General features: G+C 61.2%; 18 protein-coding genes, 1 other RNA gene and 1 pseudogene. 15 read left to right on the top strand and 5 right to left on the bottom strand.

All coding sequences use genetic code 11. The features are described from left to right. Positions 1–43: 43 nt before the first annotated feature. A pseudogene (locus E8E75_RS16775) lies at positions 44–1,081 on the bottom strand (NADP(H)-dependent aldo-keto reductase). A gap of 275 nt (positions 1,082–1,356) precedes the next feature. On the opposite strand from E8E75_RS16775, the gene rplM reads away from it, so the two are divergent. From rplM to E8E75_RS16740, 7 genes are all read left to right on the top strand, one after another. Continuing rightward, a complete protein-coding gene (gene rplM, locus E8E75_RS16770; protein ID WP_016490991.1) occupies positions 1,357–1,785 on the top strand; it encodes a 50S ribosomal protein L13 in 429 nt (142 codons plus the stop codon). A gap of 15 nt (positions 1,786–1,800) precedes the next feature. Beyond that, complete coding sequence (gene rpsI / locus E8E75_RS16765) at positions 1,801–2,193, top strand: 30S ribosomal protein S9 (RefSeq protein WP_003448478.1); 393 nt, start codon at positions 1,801–1,803, stop codon at positions 2,191–2,193. Between the two features lie 254 nt (positions 2,194–2,447). Beyond that, complete coding sequence (gene petA, locus E8E75_RS16760; RefSeq protein WP_120652877.1) at positions 2,448–3,041, top strand: ubiquinol-cytochrome c reductase iron-sulfur subunit; 594 nt, start codon at positions 2,448–2,450, stop codon at positions 3,039–3,041. Further along, positions 3,041–4,252 carry a cytochrome bc complex cytochrome b subunit gene (locus E8E75_RS16755; RefSeq protein WP_120652876.1) on the top strand — a complete coding sequence of 404 codons (1,212 nt, stop codon included), beginning with the start codon at positions 3,041–3,043 and terminating at the stop codon, positions 4,250–4,252. The genes petA and E8E75_RS16755 overlap by 1 nt, the downstream gene beginning before the upstream one ends. Then, positions 4,252–5,034: a cytochrome c1 gene (locus E8E75_RS16750; RefSeq protein WP_120652875.1), complete on the top strand. Its 783-nt coding sequence runs from the start codon at positions 4,252–4,254 to the stop codon at positions 5,032–5,034. The genes E8E75_RS16755 and E8E75_RS16750 overlap by 1 nt, the downstream gene beginning before the upstream one ends. Before the next feature lie 89 nt (positions 5,035–5,123). Further along, complete coding sequence (locus E8E75_RS16745; protein ID WP_120652874.1) at positions 5,124–5,741, top strand: glutathione S-transferase N-terminal domain-containing protein; 618 nt, start codon at positions 5,124–5,126, stop codon at positions 5,739–5,741. Positions 5,742–5,751: 10 nt separating this feature from the next. Next, a complete protein-coding gene (locus E8E75_RS16740; protein WP_120652873.1) occupies positions 5,752–6,180 on the top strand; it encodes a ClpXP protease specificity-enhancing factor in 429 nt (142 codons plus the stop codon). Between the two features lie 47 nt (positions 6,181–6,227). Here the strand turns inward: E8E75_RS16740 and E8E75_RS16735 are convergent, their stop codons facing one another. From E8E75_RS16735 to E8E75_RS16720, 4 genes are read right to left on the bottom strand one after another with little or no spacing between them, the layout of a single operon-like run. Next, complete coding sequence (locus E8E75_RS16735) at positions 6,228–6,758, bottom strand: BON domain-containing protein (protein ID WP_120652872.1); 531 nt, start codon at positions 6,756–6,758, stop codon at positions 6,228–6,230. Beyond that, on the bottom strand, positions 6,755–7,348 hold the full coding sequence (locus E8E75_RS16730; RefSeq protein ID WP_069082327.1) for a phosphoheptose isomerase: 594 nt from the start codon (positions 7,346–7,348) through the stop codon (positions 6,755–6,757). The genes E8E75_RS16735 and E8E75_RS16730 overlap by 4 nt, the downstream gene beginning before the upstream one ends. 28 nt (positions 7,349–7,376) lie before the next feature. After that, entirely contained in the window at positions 7,377–7,745 is a 369-nt protein-coding gene (locus tag E8E75_RS16725) for a YraN family protein (protein WP_120652871.1), read from the bottom strand. Continuing rightward, positions 7,742–9,553, bottom strand: a complete 1,812-nt coding sequence (locus tag E8E75_RS16720) for a penicillin-binding protein activator (RefSeq protein ID WP_153922259.1) — start codon at positions 9,551–9,553, stop codon at positions 7,742–7,744. The genes E8E75_RS16725 and E8E75_RS16720 overlap by 4 nt, the downstream gene beginning before the upstream one ends. 120 nt (positions 9,554–9,673) lie before the next feature. On the opposite strand from E8E75_RS16720, the gene rsmI reads away from it, so the two are divergent. The 8 genes from rsmI (at position 9,674) to murF (ending at position 17,504) form a co-directional block, all read left to right on the top strand. Further along, positions 9,674–10,546, top strand: a complete 873-nt coding sequence (gene rsmI, locus E8E75_RS16715; protein WP_280359452.1) for a 16S rRNA (cytidine(1402)-2'-O)-methyltransferase — start codon at positions 9,674–9,676, stop codon at positions 10,544–10,546. Positions 10,547–10,586: 40 nt separating this feature from the next. Continuing rightward, an RNA gene (gene rnpB / locus E8E75_RS16710) (RNase P RNA component class A) lies at positions 10,587–10,945 on the top strand. Between the two features lie 319 nt (positions 10,946–11,264). Further along, positions 11,265–11,720, top strand: coding sequence for a division/cell wall cluster transcriptional repressor MraZ (mraZ, locus tag E8E75_RS16705; RefSeq protein ID WP_120655269.1), 456 nt, complete (start codon positions 11,265–11,267; stop codon positions 11,718–11,720). After that, positions 11,717–12,664 (top strand): 16S rRNA (cytosine(1402)-N(4))-methyltransferase RsmH, encoded by a 948-nt coding sequence (gene rsmH, locus E8E75_RS16700; protein ID WP_120652868.1) that lies wholly within the window; start codon positions 11,717–11,719, stop codon positions 12,662–12,664. The genes mraZ and rsmH overlap by 4 nt, the downstream gene beginning before the upstream one ends. Further along, positions 12,661–12,954: a cell division protein FtsL gene (gene ftsL, locus E8E75_RS16695; RefSeq protein WP_120652867.1), complete on the top strand. Its 294-nt coding sequence runs from the start codon at positions 12,661–12,663 to the stop codon at positions 12,952–12,954. Before rsmH ends, ftsL begins: the two co-directional genes overlap by 4 nt. Next, positions 12,954–14,684 carry a penicillin-binding transpeptidase domain-containing protein gene (locus E8E75_RS16690; RefSeq protein WP_120652866.1) on the top strand — a complete coding sequence of 577 codons (1,731 nt, stop codon included), beginning with the start codon at positions 12,954–12,956 and terminating at the stop codon, positions 14,682–14,684. The genes ftsL and E8E75_RS16690 overlap by 1 nt, the downstream gene beginning before the upstream one ends. Continuing rightward, positions 14,684–16,147 (top strand): UDP-N-acetylmuramoyl-L-alanyl-D-glutamate--2,6-diaminopimelate ligase, encoded by a 1,464-nt coding sequence (gene murE / locus E8E75_RS16685; RefSeq protein ID WP_153922262.1) that lies wholly within the window; start codon positions 14,684–14,686, stop codon positions 16,145–16,147. Before E8E75_RS16690 ends, murE begins: the two co-directional genes overlap by 1 nt. Then, a complete protein-coding gene (gene murF, locus E8E75_RS16680) occupies positions 16,140–17,504 on the top strand; it encodes a UDP-N-acetylmuramoyl-tripeptide--D-alanyl-D-alanine ligase (RefSeq protein WP_120652864.1) in 1,365 nt (454 codons plus the stop codon). The genes murE and murF overlap by 8 nt, the downstream gene beginning before the upstream one ends.

Raw genomic sequence — 17,504 nt, 5'->3', positions numbered from 1 at the left:
CTGCAAAAGCAAGAAGCCCGGCGATTGCCGGGCTTTCTTGTTCTCAGGGAGCCGGGTTCGGTTGGTCCTTGTGGATGGCGGCAATGCCTTCCAGAACGCCTTCGGAAAGTCTCAGCTCGGTACTGCGCAGGTTTGTCTCCAATTGCTCAAGGGAAGTGGCGCCAATGATGTTGCTGGTCACGAAAGGTTGGGCAGTGACAAAGGCAAGCGCCATCTGCGCTGGATCCAGACCGTGTTCCCTAGCGAGTTGCACGTAACGCGAGCAGGCTGCCTGAGACTGCGGGTTGGTGTAGCGGGTGAAGCGACTGAACAGGGTTATCCGGGCGTTCGCAGGGCGAGCACCGTTCTCGTACTTGCCGGAAAGCATGCCGAATGCCATGGGGGATTAGGCGAGGAGGCCGCATTGCTCGCGCATCGCCACTTCCGCCAGGCCCACTTCGAAGCTGCGGTTGAGCAGGTTGTAGGGGTTCTGGATGGAAGCGACGCGTGGCAGGCCGAGCTGATCGGCGAGCTGGAGGAACTTCATGGTGCCCCAGGGCGTTTCGTTGGACAGGCCGATGTGGCGGATCTTGCCCGCCTTGACCTGTTCGCCGAGCACCTCGAGGGTTTCCTGAAGGGGGGTGAACGCTTCGTCCTTGTGTTGGTAGCCGAGCTGGCCGAAGAAGTTGGTGCTGCGCTCAGGCCAGTGCAGTTGGTAGAGGTCGATCCAATCGGTCTGCAGGCGTTTGAGGCTGGCATCCAGGGCGGCGGTGATGTGCTCTCGGTTGTGCTTGAGGTTGCCGCCGCGAATATGACTGATGCCATTTCCCGGGCCAGCCACTTTGCTCGCCAGGACCCAGTCTGCGCGGTCACGATGCTTGGCGAACCAGTTGCCGATGATGGTTTCGGTGGCGCTATAGGTTTCCGCGCGAGGCGGTACCGGGTACATCTCCGCCGTGTCCATGAAATTAATGCCGTAGCCTTTGGCGCGCTCGATCTGGGCGAAGGCTTCTGACTCGGTGTTCTGCTCGCCCCAGGTCATGGTGCCCAGGCAAAGGCTGCTGACTTTGAGATCAGTGCGGCCAAGTTGGCGGTATTCCATCGCTGCCTCCTGCGTTTTTGTAAAGGATGCATGAAATCAGGTTGAATTTTTTCCTGCAATCGGCATAATTCCGCGGCTTTCTTTGCGGGGATGCCTAGCCTGCGAAGAAGGAAGGCGGGGATGCCTAGCCTGCCGAACAACCCTTGCCGTAGCGGACGCGCTGACCCGAGCCCCCGATAGCGTCTGTTTCCGGCTGTCTCTGACCTTGTCAGGGCGAGCACTATTCAGTAAGATCCGCCGTCTAATTTTCAGGGCGGCCCCTGAGGCTATAGCGAATGAAGACTTTTACTGCAAAACCGGAAACTGTTAAGCGCGACTGGTACGTCGTCGACGCTGCAGGTCAGACCCTGGGTCGTCTGGCCACCGAAATTGCCAGCCGTCTGCGTGGCAAGCACAAGCCCGAATACACCCCTCACGTTGATACCGGCGACTACATCGTCGTGATCAATGCCGAGCAGGTTCGTGTTACCGGTGCCAAGACCACCGACAAGATGTACTACTCGCACTCCGGTTTCCCGGGTGGCATCAAGGAAATCAACTTCGAGAAGCTGATTGCCAAGGCCCCCGAGCGCGTGATCGAGACCGCGGTCAAAGGCATGCTGCCGAAAAACCCGCTGGGCCGCGACATGTATCGCAAGCTGAAGGTGTACAAGGGTGCTGTTCACCCGCACACCGCTCAGCAGCCCCAAGAACTGAAGATTTAACGGGATAAGTTCATTATGTCGGCGACTCAAAATTACGGCACCGGCCGTCGTAAGACTGCTACCGCACGCGTCTTCCTGCGTCCGGGTACTGGCAAGATCTCCATCAACAACCGCAGCCTGGATACTTTCTTCGGCCGCGAAACCGCTCGCATGGTCGTGCGTCAGCCGCTGGAGCTGACCGAGACTGTTGAGAAATTCGATATCTATGTCACCGTCGTTGGCGGTGGTGTAAGCGGTCAGGCCGGTGCTATCCGCCACGGCATTACTCGCGCCCTGATCGAATACGACGAGACCCTGCGCAGCCCGCTGCGTAAGGCCGGCTACGTGACTCGCGATGCTCGCGAAGTTGAGCGTAAGAAAGTCGGTCTGCGCAAAGCGCGTAAGCGTCCGCAGTACTCCAAGCGTTAATTCGACGCTTGCGAAAAGCGCCCAGTTTCTTCGGAACTGGGCGTTTTTTTATGCGTGAAGAATTTGTCCGTGCGACAGCTTGTCGCACATGCGGATCCCCCGCCAATCAAGGCTTTCGGGCTATTTGTATCCGGCTATTACCTTGTCAGGAAAGGGGGTTTTCTTTACCATTTGGCGAATTTTTTGCGCGGCTCGATTTTTTACTTAGTAGAGGCCTGAACAACAGGCCACAAAAGCTGATGGGAGACGACTGAATGAGCAATGACGGCGTGAATGCAGGCCGGCGTCGCTTCCTCGTAGCGGCCACGTCCGTGGTTGGTGCGGCGGGAGCGGTGGGGGCTGCGGTCCCGTTCGTGGGGTCATGGCTGCCCAGTGCCAAGGCCAAGGCCGCGGGTGCACCGGTCAAGGTGAATATAAGCAAGGTCGAGGCAGGCCAGCAGATCATTGCCGAATGGCGCGGTCAGCCGGTGTTCATCGTGCGTCGTACTGAAGAGATCCTGGCGAACCTGCCAAAGATCCACGACCGCATAGCAGACCCAGAATCCAAAGCGTCGGTTCAGCCGACCTATGTGGATCCGGTAAACCGTTCGATCAAGCCGGAAATCCTGGTACTGGTCGGCATCTGCACCCACCTTGGCTGCTCGCCGTCCTTCCGTCCGGAAGTTGCCCCGGCTGACCTGGGTGCTGAGTGGGTAGGCGGCTACTTCTGTCCCTGCCACGGCTCCCGTTACGATCTCGCCGGTCGTGTCTACAAGGCGCAGCCCGCGCCTCTGAACCTGCCGGTGCCGCCGTACTCGTACGAGTCGGATGACGTCATCGTCGTCGGTGTGGACCAGGAGAAGGCCTGATGAGCAAATTCATGGAATGGGTCGATGCGCGCTTCCCCGCGACCAAGATGTGGGAAGACCATCTGAGCAAGTACTACGCCCCGAAGAACTTCAACTTCTTCTATTTCTTCGGTTCGCTGGCACTGCTGGTACTGGTAAACCAGATCCTCACCGGTATCTGGCTGACCATGAGCTTCACTCCGTCCGCCGAAGAAGCCTTTGCGTCCGTTGAGTACATCATGCGCGACGTGGAGTACGGCTGGATCATCCGATACCTGCACTCCACGGGTGCATCGGCGTTCTTCATCGTTGTCTACCTGCACATGTTCCGCGGTCTGCTCTACGGCTCCTACCAGAAGCCGCGTGAGCTGGTGTGGATCTTCGGCATGCTGATCTACCTCGCCCTGATGGCCGAGGCCTTCATGGGCTACCTGCTGCCCTGGGGCCAGATGTCCTATTGGGGTGCTCAGGTGATCATCTCGCTGTTCGGTGCCATCCCTGTCGTGGGCGACGACCTGACCCAGTGGATTCGTGGTGACTACCTGATTTCGGGCATCACCCTGAATCGCTTCTTCGCCCTGCACGTGATCGCTCTGCCGATCGTCTTGCTCGGCCTGGTCGTGCTGCACATCCTGGCGCTGCACGAAGTGGGTTCGAACAACCCGGACGGCGTGGATATCAAGAAGAAGAAGGACGAGAACGGCATTCCGCTGGACGGCATTGCGTTCCACCCCTACTACTCGGTGAAAGATATCGTCGGCGTGGTGGTGTTCCTCTTCGTGTTCTGCTTCGTGGTGTTCTTCTTCCCGGAGATGGGGGGTTACTTCCTCGAGAAGCCGAACTTCGAACAGGCCAACCCGTTCAAGACTCCTGAGCACATTGCACCGGTTTGGTACTTCACTCCGTTCTACGCGATTCTGCGTGCGGTACCGGACAAGCTTCTCGGTGTTATCGCCATGGGTGCTGCGATCGCCGTGCTGTTCGTTCTGCCGTGGCTGGATCGCAGCCCGGTGAAGTCCATGCGTTACAAAGGCTGGCTGAGCAAGATCTGGCTGCTGGTGTTCTGCATCTCCTTCATCATCCTCGGCGTGCTGGGCGTTCTGGCGCCGACTCCGGGCCGTACTCTGCTGTCGCAGGTGTGCACCATCCTGTACTTCGCGTACTTCATCCTGATGCCGTTCTACACAAGGATGGAAAAAACCAAACCGGTACCGGAAAGGGTGACAGGCTGATGAAAAAGCTATTTGCTGCATTTGTTTTCGCTGCGCTGCCGGCTCTGTCTTTCGCCGCCGGTGGCCATGACGTGCATCTGGACAAGGTCGACATCGACCTGACCGACAAGGCTGCAATGCAGGACGGCGCGCGTACTTTCGCGAACTACTGCATGGGCTGTCACAGCGCCAAGTTCCAGCGCTATGAGCGCGTGGGCAAGGATCTGGGCATTCCGGAAGACCTCATGCTGCAGAACCTGGTCCTCACTGGCGCCAAGATTGGCGACCACATGAAGATTGGTATGCAGCCGCAAGACGCCAAGACCTGGTTCGGTGCTGCTCCGCCTGACCTGACCTTGGTTGCACGCGTACGCGGCACTGACTGGCTGTACAGCTACCTGCGTTCCTTCTATGAGGATCCTGCGCGTCCGTGGGGCGTGAACAACAAGGTCTTCCCGAACGTCGGCATGCCGAACGTCCTGGTCGGCCTGCAGGGCCGTCAGGTCATTGGTTGCAAGCAGGTTCAAGTGGTTGAGGGCGGCAATAAGCAGTTCGATCCGCTGACCGGCGCTCCGCTGACCCACGAAGCCTGTGATCAGCTGACCGTAATGCCGAAGACCGGCAAACTGACCGAGGCTGAGTTCGACGAGAAGGTCCAGAATCTGGTTACCTTCCTCGCCTACTCCGCCAACCCGGTCAAGCTGGAAAGCCAGCGCATCGGTACCTACGTGCTGCTGTACCTGGCGTTCTTCTTCGTGTTCGCCTACCTGCTCAAGCGCGAGTACTGGAAGGACGTGCACTGATACACTGCTGCACCGTTGCAAGAAGCGCGCGCCCTTATTGGGCGCGCGCTTTTTCTGCCCCTGAAATTTTCCAATGTGAGGAGGACGCAATGGCCGTCACCAACAGGCTGGCCTGTTACTCCGACCCCGCCGACCACTACTCCCATCGCGTGCGTATCGTGCTCGCTGAGAAGGGCGTCGCCGCCGAGATCATCAATGTCGAGCCAGGCCGCTGCCCGCCCAAGCTGGCTGAGGTCAATCCGTACGGCAGCGTTCCGACCTTGGTCGATCGTGACCTGGCACTTTATGAGTCCACTGTCGTGATGGAGTACCTGGAGGAGCGTTATCCCCATCCTCCTCTGCTGCCGGTCTATCCCGTAGCGCGTGCCAACACCCGTCTGCTCATTCATCGAGTGCAGCGCGATTGGTGTTCGCTGGTAGATCGCATCCTCGATCCGCGTAACAAAGACGCCGACAAGGCTGTTGCGCGCAAGGAATTGCGTGAGAGTCTGACTGGTGTTTCGCCACTGTTTGCGGACAAGCCGTATTTTCTAAGCGAAGATTTCAGCCTGGTGGATTGCTGCCTGCTGCCGATTCTCTGGCGCCTTCCCCTGATGGGCATCGAGTTGCCGCGGCCGGCCAAGCCTCTTCTGGACTACATGGAGCGCGCGTTTGCCCGTGACTCCTTCCAGGCCAGCCTGTCCGCCGCCGAGCGCGAAATGCGCTGAGGAGACCAAGATGAATTCCAGTCGCCCCTACCTCGTCCGTGCCCTCTACGAATGGATCGTCGACAACGATTGCACGCCCCATTTGCTGGTCAATGCCGAGCACCCAGGCGTAATCGTGCCGTCGGGCTACGCCAATGATGGACAGATCGTGCTCAACGTCTCGCCGAGCGCGGTGCGCCATCTGCACATGGATAACGATGCAGTGAGCTTTGAAGGGCGCTTCGGTGGTGTTGCCCACAGCCTCTATGTTCCTTCCGCTGCGGTCATGGCCATCTATGCGCGGGAAAATGGCCAGGGCATGGTCTTCGACCTGGAGCCGCCATTGCCAGGAGATGATCCTGAACCGGAGGGTGACGGTCCGTCCGGCGGCGAGCCTCCGGGTGTGGGAGGTGAGCCCTCGCGCCCCAGCGGTCGGCCCAGTCTGAAAGTGGTCAAGTAACAAAAAAAGGCGATCTTCGGATCGCCTTTTTCATGTTTGCCGCAAGGTCAGTTGGTGTATTCGAAGAGTCGGACGATCTTCTGCACGCCGGAAACACTCTGCACGATGCTGGTGGCCAACTGGGCTTCCTGGCGAGTAACCAGGCCCAGCAGATAGACGATGCCGTTCTCGGTTATGACCTTGATCTGCGAGCTGGGGACCTTGCTGTCGGCCAGCAGTTGGGTGGTGATCTTGGTGGTGATGGTGCTGTCGTTCATGCGCGCCAGGGTCGAGGAGGGCGGCAGCACCTGCAATTCGTTGTGTACGCGGCGCACGCCTTGTGCGGACTGAGCTGCCTGGCCGGCCAGGTCCTTGAGATCGGCGCGCGGCGTCTGGCCAGCAAGCAGTACGACGCCGTTGTAGCTGGAGACGACGATGTGCGAGTTGGTTTTCAGGTCAGGACTGGCCGCTTCGACCTTGGCGCGCACCTTCGACGGCATGGACTGGTCATCGATGGTCTTGCCGATGGTGCGGCCGCCGCAGCCGGAGAGCGCGAGGCAGAGGGCAAGGCCGGCGAGTATCAGTGGCGAACGGATCATTCTTCACTCCCAAACAGTTGACGGTCGATCAGGTCGCAGAGGCAGTGGATGGACAGCAGGTGCACTTCCTGGATACGGGCGGTGATCTTGGAAGGCACACGAATTTCCACATCCTCCGGCAGCAGCAAGGAGGCCATTCCGCCGCCGTCGCGGCCGGTCAGGGCAACGACCACCATTTCGCGGTCGTGAGCGGCCTGGATAGCCTGGATCACATTGGCGGAGTTGCCGCTGGTCGAGATGGCTAGCAGCACGTCACCAGGTTGGCCCAGGGCGCGGATCTGCTTGGAAAAGACTTCGTTGTAGCTGTAGTCGTTGGCGATGGAGGTAATGGTCGAGCTGTCCGTCGTCAAGGCAATTGCGGGCAGGCTCGGGCGCTCTCGTTCGAAGCGATTGAGCAGTTCCGAGGAGAAGTGCTGGGCGTCGCCGGCCGAGCCGCCGTTGCCGCAGGACAGTATCTTGCCCTCATTGAGCAGCGCGTGGACCATCACCATGCTGCCGTGCTCGATGTGCGGGGCCAGCAGTTCCATGGCCTGCAGCTTGGTGTCGATGCTGGCCTGGAAGAGTTGGCGAATACGGGGTTGCATGTCCATCGGGTTAGACCTTCAGTGGGGCGACCGATCAGGTGTCGAAGGCATTCTTCAGCCAGGTCAGTCGCGGGGGCGAATCACCGTCCATTGCGTCGACGGCAATCACATCAAATCGACAAGGGTATTTTGCCCAGCGGGATTCCTGTTGGAGGAACTGCTGGGCGGCGTATGCCAGTTTTTCGCGCTTGCGGGCATCGACGCTCTCGAGGGCGCCGCCCCAGCCGGCATGACGCCGGTAGCGGACTTCGGCGAATACTACTGTATCGCCGTCGAGCATGACCAGATCGAGCTCACCGCGTCGGCATAGCCAGTTCTGGGACAGCAAGCGCAGTCCGTTGGCTTCAAGGTGGTTGCGGGCAAGGGTCTCCGCCGCTTGCCCGCGAGCACGCCGGTCAGTCAAGAGTCGCTGTCTTTCAGGGGCTGCACCTGCCCGTCGCGGAACTCGGCCCAGGGAAGCTGGCGCTCGACGCGACGGGCGGGGTTGAGGCTTAGGCGGCCGGAAAGGCCATCCACCTGGGTTTCCGGCAGGGCCTTCAGCTGTGCCAGGCGCGGAGCCAGGCGATAGGCATCGGCACCCATTGCATAGAGGCGGCCCAGGCTGCCACCGGCCTGGGGCCATTGGCTGCCTACCTGCTGGCGGAGCGGGTCGTCGCCGTTCAGTAGCCAGGGTGTTTCGCAGAAACGAATGCCGTTGAGATCCTGGTACTGGGCCGGGTCATTGCTCGCCGAATAGAGGTGGGAGGTGGCGTAGACGGGCACGTCGCCTGCGTACTGGAAGGCCAGCGTCGGCTTGATCTGCTGGGCTTGCTGCGGCGTTGCGGCGAGGAATATGAAGTCGACGTCCTGGCGGCGCGCCGGTTGGGCAGCTACCGGAACACCCAGGGTGCCCTGCAAGCGCTTGGCACGCGCTTCACTCTGGCGGAGTTGGAACAGGTCGGCGATCTGTTGGGCCAGGGCTACTGGCTGGTCAACGTGTTCTGCAGCGATCAGGCGGCCACCTTCGGCTTGCCAGCTCTGCTGGAACGCGCGCAGTACGCGATCGCCCCACTCGCTGCGGGGGACCAGCGCAACGGCACTGCGCATGCCATCGGCCCAGGCGCGGCGGGCTACTTCGCGGGCTTCGTCTTCGGCTGCAAGGCCGAATTGGAATAGCTGGGCAGGGGCTTCCTGGCCGGAGTCGCTGTAGTTCAGGGCGAGAGTGGTGATCGGGAGTTGCTCGCGCGTGCTGAGCTGTTTGACGAGCGGCTTCTCAAGCGGACCCACGACAAGCTGCACGCCATCAGCTTGAGCCTGGCGGTAGAAGTCGTCGATGGAAGTCAACTTGGAGCTGTCGTAGATTTCGATGGTCGGTTGCGGCTGTCCGGCTTGCTTGGCCTGGTAGTGGGCTGCTAGGAATCCATCCCGCAGGGCGCGAGAGACTGAAGCCAGCTGGCCTTCCTGAGGTAGCAGCAAGGCGATCTTGGTCAGTGGCTGACCGGCAATTTCTTTCAGCTTGGTCAGGGCTTGGGGCAATTGTTTGGCGGCCGGATGGTCTGGATTCTGTGCGCGCCAGTTGTCGATGGCGGCTTGTTGCTGTTCCAGCGTCGAGGAGGTCTTGGTCAGGCGCACCAGTTCAAGCCAGCCGGCCAGATCCTTGTCGCCCCCACCTTGCAGTTGATCGAGTGGGAGGCTGGAGACCAGCGCCCAGATGGCTTCGTGGTTGCTGCTGGCGGCTTCGCCGCTCAGTAGTGGGGCGATGAATACGCGCTCGCGAGCGGCTGCGAGGGGTTGGTCGTCGGCTTCCAGGGCGCGGGCGCGAATCAGTTGGGTGCGCACCTGCTGGTCAACGGGAAGTTCGGCGAGGTGCTCGAGGCTCGGGTGGCTTAGGGCCTTCAGGGCGCTCTTGGGCTGGTTGCGGGCCATTGCCAGTTCGGCGGCCAGGGTGCTGGCGAAGATCTGCTGCGCTGGCTTCATGCTGTCCAGCGGGATCTGTTCCAGGATACGAGCCGAGCGGCCGATGTCCTGCTGCTTGTAGGCGAGGTCGGCAGCAGATAGGCGGAGCAGCACGGCCTCTTCTGGCTTGGCTTCGCTGGCTTGCTGCAACAGTTGCTCGATGCTGGCCTGGGGCGTGCGGGGCAGTTCGCCAAGGCTGGACGAGGGCGAACTGGCGCAGGCAGCCAGCAGGCCAGCGAGGCAGAGGGCGGAGAGCGGACGCAGGCAAGCGATCATTTATCGGTCCCGATACTCGTTAAAGAAAGGTGCGATTGTACCCAAGCCCCGGTTGAGGCGCGATGTCGGGCCGGTGAATCGGGATACAATGCGCGCTTTCAGTCTTTTCCGAGGTGCCTTGTGACTCTTTCTCCCGCTAGCGGCAGTGCGGTCGGCACGCTTTATGTGGTCGCAACGCCCATCGGCAACCTCGACGACATCACTGCTCGGGCCCTGCGGGTGCTTAAGGAGGTGAGCCTGGTCGCTGCCGAGGATACGCGTCACTCGGTTCGTCTATTGCAGCACTTCGGCATAGAAACGCCGCTGGCGGCCTGCCATGAGCACAACGAGCGCGACCAGGGCGGGCGCTTCCTGGCGCGTCTGCAGGCCGGGGATGATGTGGCGCTGATTTCCGACGCGGGTACTCCGCTGATTTCCGACCCGGGGTTCCATTTGGTGCGTCAAGCCCGTGCGGCAGGCATTCCTGTTGTGCCCGTGCCGGGCGCCTGTGCGCTCATCGCGGCGCTGTCGTCCGCTGGCCTGCCTTCGGATCGATTCATCTTCGAGGGTTTTCTGCCTGCCAAGGCGACTGCTCGTCGTGGGCGGCTGGAGGCCTTAAAGGAGGAGCCGCGAACGCTCATCTTCTATGAAGCGCCTCATCGTCTCCTGGAGTCCCTGGAGGACATGCGTGGCGTATTCGGTGGCGACCGTCCTGCAGTGCTGGCAAGGGAGCTGACCAAGACCTTCGAGACCTTGAAGGGGGCGCCATTGGAAGAATTGTGCGGCTGGGTGGCGGCGGACTCGAACCAGCAGCGGGGTGAGTGCGTGGTCTTGGTCGGCGGCTGGCAGGCGCCGGAGGGCGAGGGTGCATTGAGCGCGGAAGCATTGCGAGTGCTGGATCTGCTTCTGGCCGAATTGCCGGTCAAGCGGGCTGCCGCCTTGGCTGCGGAGATCACGGGTGTGCGCAAGAACCTGTTGTATCAAGCCGCGTTGGAGCGCCAGGCCGATTCCTGAGCTTGTTCTTGAGGGCGCCTGCCGTTAACCTTGTCGGCGGAGAGTCGATCGGACAGTCGCTGTCTCATTTCGTTCTACGATTTTGAGAGGGAGGAAAGTCCGGGCTCCATAGGGCGGAGTGCCAGGTAACGCCTGGGAGGCGCAAGCCTACGGAAAGTGCCGCAGAAAATAACCGCCTAAGCGCGCAAGCGCCGGTAAGGGTGAAAAGGTGCGGTAAGAGCGCACCGCACGACTGGTAACAGTTCGTGGCTAGGCAAACCCCACTCGGAGCAAGACCAAATAGGAATCCATGGCGTGGCCCGCGTCGGATTCGGGTAGGTTGCTAAAGGCTGTCAGTGATGGCAGCCGTAGATGAATGACTGTCCTCGACAGAACCCGGCTTACAGATCGACTCTCTGCTTTTCCTTCTCTTCGCGTTAGCTCTTCCGCGTTCTTTGTCCCTCCTTCGAAATACCGAAAAGATCTTACTCTTAACAAATTACTTTAAGTTCGAAGTTCAGTGTCTTGTAAGTGCTGGATTTTGCTCCCCCCTTGCCCCGCTGAAACCGTCCCAATACCTTCCGAAACCTCGCTAAATTGCCGTCCTGTAAGGAGTTTTCCGCTTTTGCGTGCCTTGACGGTGGGGCTGGCGCATTTCTATAGTGTGCGGAAGTGGAGCGAAGTGGGTAGAAGTGGGATTTACTGGCAAGGAAAGCCAATCAAAAGGGGAAGCGCAGCCTTGTTTCGCGGAGCTAACGCCATCAGTCTCGACGCCAAAGGGCGACTCGCGATGCCAAGTCGGTATCGGGACGAGCTCGTTTCGCGTTGTGGTGGGCAGCTCATCGTCACTATCGACGCCGTCGATCCCTGTTTGACTGTCTACCCCCTGCCTGAATGGGAGCTCATCGAGGCCAAGCTGAGAGAGCTACCTTCTCTGCGCGAAGAAACTCGCCGCCTGCAACGCCTGCTGATCGGTAATGCCGTTGACCTGGAGCTGGATAGCGCTGGGCGCTTTCTGGTTCCTCCGCGCCTGCGCGAGCATGCCGGATTGGATAAGCGAGCCATGCTGGTCGGCCAACTGAACAAGTTTCAACTGTGGGATGAGGATGCCTGGACTGCGATTTCCGAGGCTGACCTCATGGCAATCAAACAACCCGGCGGTTTGCCGGATGAACTACGTGACCTGATCCTGTGAGCGCAACCAGCAGCTTCCGCCATATCACCGTACTGCTTGAAGAAGCAGTGGAAGGCCTCGCCCTGCGCGCAGATGGCTGCTACTTGGATGGCACATTCGGGCGTGGCGGGCACAGTCGGCTCATTCTGGAGCGGCTTGGGCCCGGAGGTCGCTTGCTGGGGTTCGATAAAGACCCGCAAGCGATTGCGACTGGGCAAGCTCTGGCGGCCGATGACGGCCGCTTTGTCATTGTGCAAAGGAGCTTTGCCGAGCTTGGCGACGAAGTGCGCGCGCGTGCACTCGGCGGGCAGGTGGACGGCGTTCTGCTCGACCTTGGTGTGTCGTCCCCGCAGCTTGATGACCCGGAGCGTGGTTTCAGCTTCCTGAACGACGGCCCGCTGGATATGCGCATGAACCCTGATCGTGGCCAAAGCGCTGCGCAGTGGATTGCCAGTGCCAGCGAGGACGAAATCGCCCGTGTATTCAAGGACTATGGCGAAGAGCGCTTCGCCAAGCGCATGGCTCGTGCCGTCGTGCAGCGCCGTGCTGAGAAACCTTTCGAGCGGACTGCCGACTTGGCGGCAGTGCTGACGGTTGCCAATCCCGCGTGGGAGAAGGGCAAGAACCCTGCGACCCGCGCATTCCAGGGTATTCGCATTCACGTCAACAATGAGTTGGGCGACCTGGAGCAGGGACTGGATGCCGCGCTCGAGGCGCTCGCTGTCGGTGGTCGGCTGGTGGTGATCAGCTTCCATTCTCTGGAAGACCGTATCGTCAAGCAGTTCATGCGCAGGCACGCCAAGGGCGAGGCCGACAAGCTTCCCCGCGACTTGCCTGTCCGTTTGGCTACCTTCGAGCCGCGCCTGAAACTGCTCGGCAAGCCGCAGTACGCTTCCGACGAAGAGCTCAAGGCTAATCCGCGCTCGCGCAGCGCTGTCATGCGTGTGGCGGAGAAGCTGCGATGAGCCGCCTCTACGCCAAACCCCTTCCCGGCGGCAGCCTGTTGATGCTGTTGCTGTTCGTCGGTGTGTTGCTGTCCGCCATCGCGGTGTCCTACAGCGCCCATTGGAATCGCAAGCTGCTCAACGAGCTCTACGCGGAGCTCAGTGTGCGCGATAAGGCTCAGGCCGAGTGGGGGCGGCTGGTCCTCGAGCAGAGCACCTGGACTGCGCATAACCGCATCGAGTCCCTGGCCAGCGAACAACTGAGAATGCGCATCCCCGATCCAGCGGAAGTTCGGATGGTGGCGCAATGATGAAGCTTGAAGGCGCACTCTACCCCTGGCGTTTCCGGGTAGTACTGAGCCTGCTCGCCATCATGGTCGGTGCCATTTCCTGGCGCATCGTCGACCTGCACGTGATCGACCGTGACTTCCTCAAGGCTCATGGTGACGCGCGCAGCGTTCGCCACATTCCGATTCCCGCCCATCGCGGTCTGATCACTGACCGTAACGGTGAGCCGTTGGCCGTGAGTACGCCGGTCACTACGCTCTGGACCAATCCCAAAGACCTCATGGCGCTGCGCGATGAATGGCCGCGCATCGCCCAGGCCCTCGGGCAGGATCCGAAATCCTTCGCCCAGCGAATCGAGCAGAACGCCAACCGCGAATTCATGTACCTGGTGCGTGGTCTGACTCCGGAACAGGGACAGGCCATCATGGCCAACAAGGTTCCTGGTGTTTATGGCATCGAGGAGTTCCGCCGCTTCTACCCGGCAGGTGAAGTGACCGCACATGTAGTGGGCTTCACCGACGTCGACGACCGAGGTCGTGAAGGCGTCGAGCTGTCGTTTGAAGAGTGGTTGGCCGGCGTACCGGGCAAGCGTCAGGTTCTCAAGGATCGTCGTGGTCGCCTGATCAAGGACGTCCAGGTCGCTCGCAATGCCAAGCCGGGCAAGACCCTGGCCCTGTCCATCGACCTTCGCCTGCAATACCTCGCCCACCGGGAGCTGCGCAACGCTCTGGTGGAGAACGGCGCCAAGGCCGGCAGCCTTGTGATCGTCGATGTGAAAACCGGTGAAGTGCTGGCTATGGCGAACCAGCCCACCTACAACCCGAACAATCGTCGTAACCTGCAACCGGCCGCGATGCGCAACCGCGCGATGATCGACGTGTTCGAGCCGGGTTCGACCGTGAAGCCGATTTCCATGTCCGCAGCCCTGCAGTCCGGCCGCTGGAAGCCTGAGGACAAAGTCGAGGTCTACCCGGGCTCGCTGCAGATCGGCCGCTACACCATCAAGGACGTTTCCAAGACCGAAGGGCCGATCCTCGACCTGACCGGAATTCTGATCAACTCCAGTAACGTCGGCATGAGCAAGATCGCCTTCGATATTGGCGGTGAGGCCATTTACGACACCATGCGCAAGCTGGGTATGGGCCAGGATACCGGTCTCGGATTCCCAGGTGAGCGCGTAGGTAACCTGCCCAACCACCGCGAGTGGCGCAAAGCAGAGACGGCCACGCTGTCTTACGGCTACGGGCTGTCGATCACTGCCATTCAACTGGTCCATGCCTATGCGACTCTGGCCAACAACGGTCAGGCGGTGCCGCTGTCCATGACGCGCGTCGACAGTATTCCCGATGGAGCGCAGGTCATCCCGGCCGAAGTGGCCAAAACCATGCAGGGCATGCTGCAGCAAGTGGTCGAGGCGCCGCGCGGTGTATTCCGCGCCCAGGTGCCGGGCTACCACGTGTCCGGCAAGAGTGGTACGGCACGTAAAGCCAGCGTAGGAACCAAGGGCTACACCCAGAACGCCTATCGCTCGCTCTTTGCGGGCTTCGGTCCCTCTACCAATCCGCGGATTGCGATGGTGGTGGTGATCGATGAGCCCAGCAAGGCGGGCTACTTCGGCGGCCTGGTTTCGGCCCCGGTTTTCGGCAAGGTCATGGCTGGTGCGCTGCGACTGATGAACATCGCGCCCGACAACCTGCCCACCGAGGAACAACAGACCGCGAACGCGGCCGCAGGCAAAGGAGGGCGGATCTGATGCCCATGCCACTGAACCAATTACTGTCCCAGGCGCAAAGCGCCACGTTGATTCGTGAACTGACCCTGGATAGCCGCAAGGTGCGTCCGGGTGATCTGTTCCTGGCCATTCCCGGTGCCCAGCACGACGGTCGCGCGCATATCGCCGATGCCGTGGCTCGCGGAGCCGTCGCCGTCGCCTATGAGGCTGTCGGTGCCGAAGTTCCCGACGTCGCTGGCGCCGAACTCATTGCCATCAAAGGCCTGGCCAGCCAGCTGTCGGCCATTGCCGGTCGCTTCTATGGCGAGCCCAGCCGCGCCCTGCGCGTGGTTGGCGTCACCGGAACCAACGGCAAGACCAGTGTCAGCCAGCTGTTGGCCCAGGCGCTCGACCAGTTGGGCGAGCGCTGCGGCATAGTCGGCACCCTGGGAACCGGTTTCTATGGCGAGCTGGAAAGCGGCCGCCATACAACGCCTGATCCGCTCGCCGTGCAAGCCACGCTGGCCAATCTGAAGCAGGCCGGTGCGCGTGCCGTAGCTATGGAAGTTTCGTCCCATGGCCTTGAGCAAGGGCGAGTTGCCGCGCTGGATTTCGACGTGGCAGCGTTCACCAACCTCTCCCGTGACCACCTGGACTACCACGGTTCCATGGAGGCCTACGCGGCTGCCAAGGCCAAGCTGTTCAACTGGCCCAACCTGCGTGCCCGGGTGATCAACCTGGATGACGAGTTCGGGCGTCAACTAGCGGCGGAACACCATGAATCGCGGCTGTTCAGCTATAGCCTGGAAGACTCCAGTGCATTCATTTATTGCCGCGAAGCTCACTTCGACGATCACGGCGTCCGCGCCCAGCTGGTTACCCACCAGGGTGAAGGCCTGCTGCGCAGTCCGTTACTGGGTCGTTTCAACCTGAGCAACCTTTTGGCAGTGGTTGGTGCACTGCTTGCCATGGATTACCCGCTGGTGGATGTGCTGCGCGTCCTGCCGTCATTGCAGGGCCCCGTCGGTCGCATGCAGCGCCTTGGCGGAGGCGAGAAGCCTCTGGTGGTCGTGGACTACGCGCACACGCCGGATGCCCTGGAGAAGGTCTTGCAAGCCTTGCGTCCCCATGTCCGCGGCAATCTGCTTTGCCTGTTCGGCTGTGGAGGCGATCGTGATCGCGGCAAGCGCCCGATCATGGCGGCCGTCGCCGAGCAGTTGGCTGATCGGGTACTGGTAACTGACGACAACCCGCGCACTGAAGACCCCTCTCAGATCTTCGATGACATTCGTCCCGGATTCGTTGCCGTGGACAAGGTCGAGTTCGTCGCTGGTCGTGGCTTGGCAATTGCCCGGTTGATAGGCGCCGCTGGCATGGACGACGTCGTGCTGCTGGCGGGCAAAGGCCATGAGGATTACCAGGAAATCGCCGGCGTGCGTCATTCCTTCTCCGATCTCGATGAGGCCGCCAAGGCACTGGATGCCTGGGAGATGCCCCATGATTAAACCCTTCCTGTTGTCTGAGCTGCTCGAGCCATTGCAGGCAGAGTTGGTGGGCACCGACGTTGCTTTCGGCGGTGTTTCCAGTGATAGCCGCAAGATCGAAGCCGGGCAGCTGTTCATTGCGCTGGTCGGCCCGCGTTTCGACGGCCATGACTATCTCGCCGACGTAGCTGCCAGGGGCGCCGTCGCAGCCCTCGTACAGCGCAAGGTGGCGGATGCTCCGATCCCGCAACTCCTGGTTGCCGACACTCGCGAAGGCCTCGGACGTCTGGGCGCCTACAATCGCGACGGTTTTACCGGTCGCGTAGCCGCGGTAACGGGCTCCAGCGGCAAGACCACGGTCAAGGAGATGCTCGCCAGCATCCTGCGTACCCAGGGTTCCGTGCTGGCCACCCGTGGCAACCTGAACAACGATCTTGGCGTGCCCCTGACCCTTCTGGAGCTTGGCTCCGAGCACGACAGTGCCGTGATCGAGCTGGGCGCTTCGCGCGTCGGTGAAATTCTCTACACCGTCGGGCTGACCCGGCCACAGGTTGCAATCGTCAATAACGCCGGTACTGCCCATGTGGGCGAGTTCGGTGGTCCGGAAAGGATCGTCGAGGCCAAGGGCGAGATTCTGGAAGGGCTGCCTGCTGATGGTGTGGCAATCCTCAATCGTGATGACCGTGCCTTTGCGATCTGGCACAAGCGTGCAGCCGGTCGCAAAGTGCTGAGCTTCGCCCTTGCTGATGCCAGTGCGGACCTGCGAGCCGAGAACCTGGCCCGTGATGCCCGTGGATGCATGGCCTTCCGCCTTCGTGGCGTGGCCGGCGAAGCGAACATACAGCTCAACCTGTTGGGGGCGCACAACGTCGCCAATGCACTGGCCGCCGCCGCTGCAGCTCACGCCCTTGGCGTGCCGCTGGTCGGGATCAAGGCCGGCCTGGAAAACCTGCAGCCTGTCAAAGGCCGCGCCGTAGCGCAGCTCGCCACCAGCGGCATGCGCGTAATCGACGACAGCTACAACGCCAACCCCGCGTCGATGCTGGCCGCCGTTGATATACTCGCCGGCTTTTCCGGTCGCACCGTCCTGGTGCTCGGAGATATGGGCGAGCTTGGCGACTGGGCCGAACAAGGCCATCGCGAGGTTGGCGAATATGCTCGCGGCAAGGTCAGTGCCCTGTACGCCGTGGGCCCGCTGATGGCGCATGCCGTCACTGCCTTCGGTTCCCAGGGGCGCCACTTTGCCGACCAGGCCAGCCTGATTCAGGCGCTGGTCAGCGAGCAGGATGCAAACACCACAATTCTGATCAAAGGCTCTCGCAGCGCGGCGATGGACAAAGTCGTCGCGGCATTCTGCGGGACGGGGGAGGCTCACTAA

This window comes from Pseudomonas sp. BN606 (assembly GCF_029873115.1).
GTDB lineage: Bacteria > Pseudomonadota > Gammaproteobacteria > Pseudomonadales > Pseudomonadaceae > Metapseudomonas.
Note: the sequence above shows the minus strand (reverse complement) of the source record. Positions and strands in the feature narration are given on the sequence as shown.